This is a genomic window from Segatella copri, assembly GCF_009495355.1.
GTDB lineage: Bacteria > Bacteroidota > Bacteroidia > Bacteroidales > Bacteroidaceae > Prevotella.
In genome coordinates, this window is sequence record NZ_VZAD01000058.1 from 1 (window position 1) to 6,539 (window position 6,539).

Annotated in this window: 3 protein-coding genes and 1 tRNA gene; 2 read left to right on the top strand and 2 right to left on the bottom strand. The window is 46.3% G+C overall.

Going from position 1 to position 6,539, the window contains the following annotated elements:
• Positions 1-165 precede the first annotated feature (165 nt).
• Positions 166-1,257, bottom strand: a complete 1,092-nt coding sequence (locus F7D20_RS07020; protein WP_158463416.1) for a mannose-1-phosphate guanylyltransferase — start codon at positions 1,255-1,257, stop codon at positions 166-168.
• A 211-nt stretch (positions 1,258-1,468) separates the two neighbouring features.
• Here F7D20_RS07020 and F7D20_RS07025 point away from each other — a divergent pair.
• Positions 1,469-1,550 (top strand) — tRNA-Leu (locus F7D20_RS07025).
• A 116-nt stretch (positions 1,551-1,666) separates the two neighbouring features.
• Here F7D20_RS07025 and F7D20_RS07030 read toward each other — a convergent pair.
• On the bottom strand, positions 1,667-4,261 hold the full coding sequence (locus F7D20_RS07030; protein WP_158463417.1) for a C10 family peptidase: 2,595 nt from the start codon (positions 4,259-4,261) through the stop codon (positions 1,667-1,669).
• A 390-nt stretch (positions 4,262-4,651) separates the two neighbouring features.
• On the opposite strand from F7D20_RS07030, the gene F7D20_RS07035 reads away from it, so the two are divergent.
• A complete protein-coding gene (locus F7D20_RS07035) occupies positions 4,652-6,226 on the top strand; it encodes a glycoside hydrolase family 28 protein (RefSeq protein WP_158463418.1) in 1,575 nt (524 codons plus the stop codon).
• Positions 6,227-6,539: the final 313 nt, after the last annotated feature.

The window sequence follows — 6,539 nt, forward strand, 5'->3', positions numbered from 1 at the left end:
AATATTTGTGAGACTACCAACTTTTTTATGAACTATTCTTATCCCGAACTGGGGTTATAATTCTTCTCTTCGATAACTTAGGAAGAGAGGCTACTACAAGGAAAAGGGAAGTGAAGATGCGTCTTCACTTCCCTTTCTGTTATCATGTTATCGAATGGATGAGAGTTATATAAACTCATCTCCTTTCTTAATTTGTACCTCGTTGACATACTTGCGCACCAACGCAGAGGAGTCTTCCTTGCGGCAGACGAGGAGCACGTTGTCTTTTTCGGCAACGATGAAACCATCCAGCCCATTGAGCACAGCCAACTTGCCCTCAGGCAGTTTGACAATATTGTTGTGACAGTCCTCCATCAGCACGTCGCTGTCTATCACCACATTGTCGTTCTCCCCTTTCTTCATTGCCTCGTAGATGCTGTGCCACGTGCCTAAGTCAGCCCAGCCAAAGTCGCACTTCATCACATAGACGTCATTAGACTTCTCCAAGATGGCGTAGTCGATTGAGATATTGGGATAAGAAGGGAAGTTCTCCTTCATATAGGCATTCTCGGTCTCCACACTAAAGACGGGATACTTCTCGTCGTAACCTCGAAGCACAGATGGCAAAAGATGGCCAAAGTTGTTGTAGAGATGTTTCACATTGAAGAGGAACAGGCTGGTGTTCCAATAGAACTCGCCACTGTCTACGAAAATCTTGGCAAAGTCGCGCTCAGGCTTCTCGGTAAACGACTGTACCTTATAGAGTCCTTCGCCTACAGAATCGCCCAACTGGATGTATCCATAGCCAGGCTCAGGACGGGTAGGTTTCACACCCATGGAGAGGAAGCAACTGTTGTCGGCAACAAAGTGCAGTCCCTCCAACATATCCTTGCAGAACGCCTCCTCGTTGAACACAGCCTGATCGGATGGCGTAGCCACGATGCAAGCCTCAGGATTCTGCATGGCTATGCGATGCGCAGCCCATGCCACACTCGGAGCTGTATTGCGATGAATGGGTTCCGACAAGATGTGCTCGGAGGAAACATCGGGCAGCTGCTGCCTTACAAATTCCACATACTCCTCGTTGGTATTGATATAGATATGGTCGGCTGGCACAATCCTTGCCATCCTGTCATAAGTTTGCTGCAACTGAGTACGTCCCACACCGAAGAAATCAAGAAACTGTTTGGGATAAGCATTGCGGCTGCTGGGCCACAGTCTTCTACCCTTTCCTCCGGCGAGTATGATACAATAATTGTTATGATCGTTTTTTGTCATTTGGCAGACTATATAATGATATTGTTTTAATTCACGTGTAAAATTAGGAAATATCTATGAACCTACCAAGTTTTTTTCCACAATTTAAGACAGAAGTGGCAAAATAAAACAATTATTTAGCCTTTCGTATAAGAAAAATCATCTTTTCAGAAACTTTTCTGCAAAAAAGTTTGTCAGTTCAAAAATTATTAGTACCTTTGCAACCGCAAAAGCCCAGATGGCGGAATCGGTAGACGCGCTGGTCTCAAACACCAGTGGAGCAATCCATCCCGGTTCGATCCCGGGTCTGGGTACTAAATTAAATTATTAAACGCTTGTAAGCCAATCGCTTGCAAGCGTTTTTTGCTTTTTAAGGTGTACTAAAAGTGTACTTATTCTTACTGCCAGTACGATAAATTGAGAGAGAATATTATCTCACCATCATCTTAATGCCATCTACGATATAGAGGCCAGGACGAAGGGCGACAGTCTGCTCCTGACCTGCCGTCAGGCGAACTTCTGCTGTTTTCTGTCCTCCAATATGGTAGATGCCCACTCGCTTGTCGGCATCTGTCTTGATAACCACAGCTCCCTTTTCGCCTCGTACATAAGTTCCGGCATCTGTCTTCACAGAAGATATAGAAGATGGTACGCCTGTGACATAGGCTATCAGGGCATTGCCCTTGATCCATTTCCGACCACTACCTGTAACTATATCATAATAGTGGCTACCTATGGTACAATTAGCAAATTCCGAATATTGTTTTGTTGTAAAATCATATGAATTGAAATATACAAGAATAGAATGACTGCCCACCTCATCTGGAGTGACAGTATATTCCACATAGGTAATCGCTCCATTACCTGCAGCCCTTGCCCTATTAGGCTCTATCCAACCTTTATTGGTTTCGGCATTATATGGCACGAAGCAATAATCCAGATAGCCAGGTCCACCTGTATTCCTTACACCAAACCTTACCACGAGTTTATCGTCTTCAACCAATGGCAATTTACATTTTGCATTATAACATATTCCTTCACCAAACTTACCTGGAGTAGCATTACTCTCTGAAGAAACGACTGTGAAATTAGGAGCCGCTGCCGTCGTCAACGTAAACTGCTGACCGTTCACGATGACTTCATCCTTGTTGGCTACATCCGTTATCCACAGATACTGTTGAGACGAAGATGTTTCCGGTAACTCTATCTGTCGCGTCACCGAACCGCGAGCTGGTATGGTAATATACAGGTCGAAATCTGACGAACTGGGCTTGGTATTGTCCTTCGTGTTAGTGTAAATGTTCACCAAACCATTGAACTCCATATCCATACTGTTGGTAAAGGTAACTGTCAGCGGATTGGTCATACCGGTGTAAAGACCATCTTCGGCTGTTACCGTTGCTGCCAGAGGAGTAGTAACAGGAGACAGCGTTGTGGCATCAACATTGATGATGAAAGGCTGGTTGTTAGAGAATGAACAAATATGCCAATTCTTCGTATCTGAACTATAGATAGGATAAATCACATTGATACCCTGAGGGAAAGGATAGCTGATGGTAAGAGTTGGATTGTCATCATAAGTACCATAAGTTCTTCCATCAGGCAACACTTTAGGCATATTATATTTAGCAGAATAGTTTGATACTAGCTTTATGCTTCCGTTTGCCATCTTGACGCCATAGGCAAAATAACCATTAAAATCCGTAGTACTCTGATTGGCAAAGCAGGTTGTGGCTTTTGCTTGGAAATTCTCTGAGACACGTGCACGGGTTGTCTTTGTCCAGGTAATGCCACACTGAGCATTCTGATTTATACTCATGATCTGCGGATATGAAGCAAGAGGCTCATCCACCTTGCCATTATCGGGAGCTATACCGATAATCATAGAGCAGTCTCGATTGTAGCCATCCACAGCAGAGCCTGAGCCGGCACCACCCTTCGTGGGTTGAAGAATAGTCAGGTCGAAGTAACCATCCTGATAGCCTCCCCATCCCCAGTTGATGTGATAAAGACCTTTGCCATCGCTTCCATCGCATACAAACTCGTGACCACCATCCGAAGCCTGACCGCTATAAAGAATGGGGCGCTTTGCCTTCAGCTCATTATCGATCAGCGTCATCCATTGCTGCAAGGTAAAGACTGTACGGGTAAGGTCTTGCATCAAGTCGGCGTCATAACCGAAATAAGTCGCCAAGATGATTGGTGTGACGTTTGCTCCCGATGAAGGACCATAGTTCATCTTCACCGCAGCACCACAATGGTACATCAATTTGGCAACAGCATCAGCTTGCGCAGAGTTGTAATCCGACTTTGAATAATCAGGCAACATATTGTCCCAGTCGTAGGTCGCACCAGAAGATATTTCTGGTATTTGAATTCCATAACTTTTAGCAGTATAAGCCTTAATAGTAGCTTTCAACTCCTTAGGATACTGATAATACATCATCACCTGCGCCATGGCTGTAGCCACACAGCCCGTCACCGAGCGGTTGGTGCCTTTGTACAACGGACACATATTATTATAAGGCTCATACTGATTCCACTTAATACTACCCAAGAGAGGTGCTACAGCAGCAGAGCTGGCACGTTCAGCACGCCACTGGCGAGCCTCAGCCAATCCTCCTGACACCTGAGCATCACCCTTGAGCAAAGCGTCTACCGTTTCCTGGTAAGCCTTCATAAAGCCCACATAGTTGGCTGGCAAATGGTCGGGGTCGTAAGTGCCCTGAGCAGAGTAGCCCACCACTTCCGGCATTCTGTCGTCACCCGACACAATGGTAAATCCCTTATCCTCGCCATTGGCAAAGACATAATAGCATGTGGCAGAAGGAGAAACAGCAGAAGAAACCGACATGCGGGGAGCCGCCTTTGCTGAAGCCGTCACCTCGGCATCCATCTCTATGCCAAGCATGGCTGCCTGACGTTGAGCTATCGCCTTAGCCTGCTGATAACTACGCGGACCGGCTATTGCCGAAACCGACAACAAAAGCATCAACGATAATAAGAGTAAAAAGTTCTTCTTCATAAAATTCAATGATTTAGTTAGTGAATAGACTTAAATTAATTTTCTATGCCACAAATATAGCATATTTTTCACAAACGACCAAGTTCGGATGCCTGAAAAATCAATCAAGACAAGAAAATCATACCATTTGCTCCTTTTTTTACGTTTTGACACCTTCCTCAAAGCTGCAGTACCGTAGCTTCTTGACTCAACTTTCGCAAATGGGAATGATTAGAGAAGTTACAGGGGAGTTAAACTGAACGGAGTGACAGCTCCTTTAACTCCCCTCATGCGAAACATGAAATACATATAAAAAAATGAGTATAGATTTGGAAATATGAGATTTTATCCGTATTTTTGCAGCAATTAGACAAAACTATTTAATAACTCTATTAAAAACCCCATTTATTCATGAAGAAACTTTTTAGCTTGGTTTGCACCTGTTTGCTGGCAATGAGCATGCAGGCAGCCGAAACCGACAAGTATGACGCGCTCTATGAGAACCTTCCTTTCCAGATGGAGAAGGTGACACGTCCTCAGTTCCCTGCCAACGAGGTAAACCTGAAGGATTTCGGAGCCGTAGGTGATGGTTCTACCCTTTGCACCGAAGCTTTCAGCAAGGCTATCGAAGCCCTGAGCCAGAAAGGCGGAGGAAAGCTCATCGTGCCACAGGGCGTATGGTTTACAGGCCCCATCACATTGAAGAGCAACATCAACCTGCACATCGAGAAGGGCGGCATTATCCTTTTCTCACCCGATGATGCCCTCTATCCTTTCGTCAAGACTTCTTTCGAGGGTCTCGACACACGTCGTTGCCAGTCGCCTATCTCGGGCAACGGACTTACCAACGTGGCTATCACAGGTCAGGGAGCCATCGACGGTAATGGCGAGTACTGGCGTCCTCTGAAAAAGCAGAAGGTAACCGACGCTCAGTGGAAAGCCATCACTTCGCGCGGTGGTGCCTACAAGCGCAAGGACTATTGGTTCCCGTCAGAAGGCGCTCTCAAGGCTGACAACAGCGCCAACATGAACGTGCCTGCAGAACCTACATCAGAAGAGGGATGGAACGAAATCAAGCGATTCCTCCGCCCTGTCATGGTAAGCTTGGTAAACTGCAAGAATGTTTGGCTCAATGGCGTTATCTTCCAGAACTCTCCTGCCTGGAACATCCATCCATTGATGTGCGAGAACGTGCTCATCGAAGATGTACTGGTACGCAACCCCGCGTATGCACAGAATGGTGACGGTCTTGACTTGGAGTCTTGCAAGAACGCACTCATCGTCAATTCTACTTTCGATGTGGGCGACGACGGTATCTGTATCAAGAGCGGTAAAGATGCCGACGGAAGAAAGCGTGGCATTCCTTGCGAGAACGTCATCGTAGACGGATGTACAGTCTTCAAGGGTCATGGCGGATTCGTAGTAGGAAGCGAGATGAGCGGTGGTGTGAAGAACGTGATGGTTACCAACTGCCAGTTCCTCGGTACCGATGTAGGTCTGCGATTCAAGAGCACACGTGGTCGTGGCGGCGTAGTAGAGAACATCTTCATCAAGAATATGTCTATGTTCGACATTCAGACCGACGTAATCACCTTCGACCTTTATTATGGAGGCAAGTCGGCTGTTGAGGTTCTCAACGATGGCGACGAGGCCAAGAACCAAAAGGTAGAGAAATTCAAGGTCGACGAGACTACTCCTTGCTTCCGCAACATCGACATCGACCATGTCATCTGCCGTACAGCCCGCCGTGCTGCTTACTTCAACGGTTTGCCCGAGATGCCTGTTCAGAACATCAGCATCAAGGACTTGGAGGTGAACAATGCCGAACAGGGCATCGTGATCAACCGTACTGAGAACGTGAAGCTCGAGAATATCAAGGTAACCGCAAAGACTCATACCTTCGATGCCAAGAACTCGAAGAACGTGAGTGTAAACAGCAAAACCTACAAGAAGATCGACGAAAAGGGCGTTACCCTCGATTTCTAAAGACTACGAAGACTTGCCATATAGGACAAAAAGCCTATATGGAATACAAGACTTAATATAACTCCCAAAAACATTTTGACCTGTACGGTTGGCACGCCCTGAAGGGGCAGAAGCTCTTAGCCCAGGGCAACGCCCTGGGTATAATGGCAATCGGCAAGGCGCCCTGTAAGGGCAAAAGCTTTATGTATTGCCTTGATTTTTAAAGCTTTTGCCCTTACAGGGCGACAGATTTGCGTCCAAAACAACCCAGGGCGCTGCCCTGGGCTAAGAGCTTCTGCCCTTTCAGGGCGTATTGGGTAATTTCAACCGTACA

What these genes read in the sequence shown, in the direction of transcription:
- F7D20_RS07020 (WP_158463416.1), bottom strand. Translation starts at nt 1,257, where the DNA reads ATGACAAAAAACGATCATAACAATTATTGTATCATACTCGCCGGAGGA.
- F7D20_RS07030 (WP_158463417.1), bottom strand. Translation starts at nt 4,261, where the DNA reads ATGAAGAAGAACTTTTTACTCTTATTATCGTTGATGCTTTTGTTGTCG.
- F7D20_RS07035 (WP_158463418.1), top strand. Translation starts at nt 4,652, where the DNA reads ATGAAGAAACTTTTTAGCTTGGTTTGCACCTGTTTGCTGGCAATGAGC.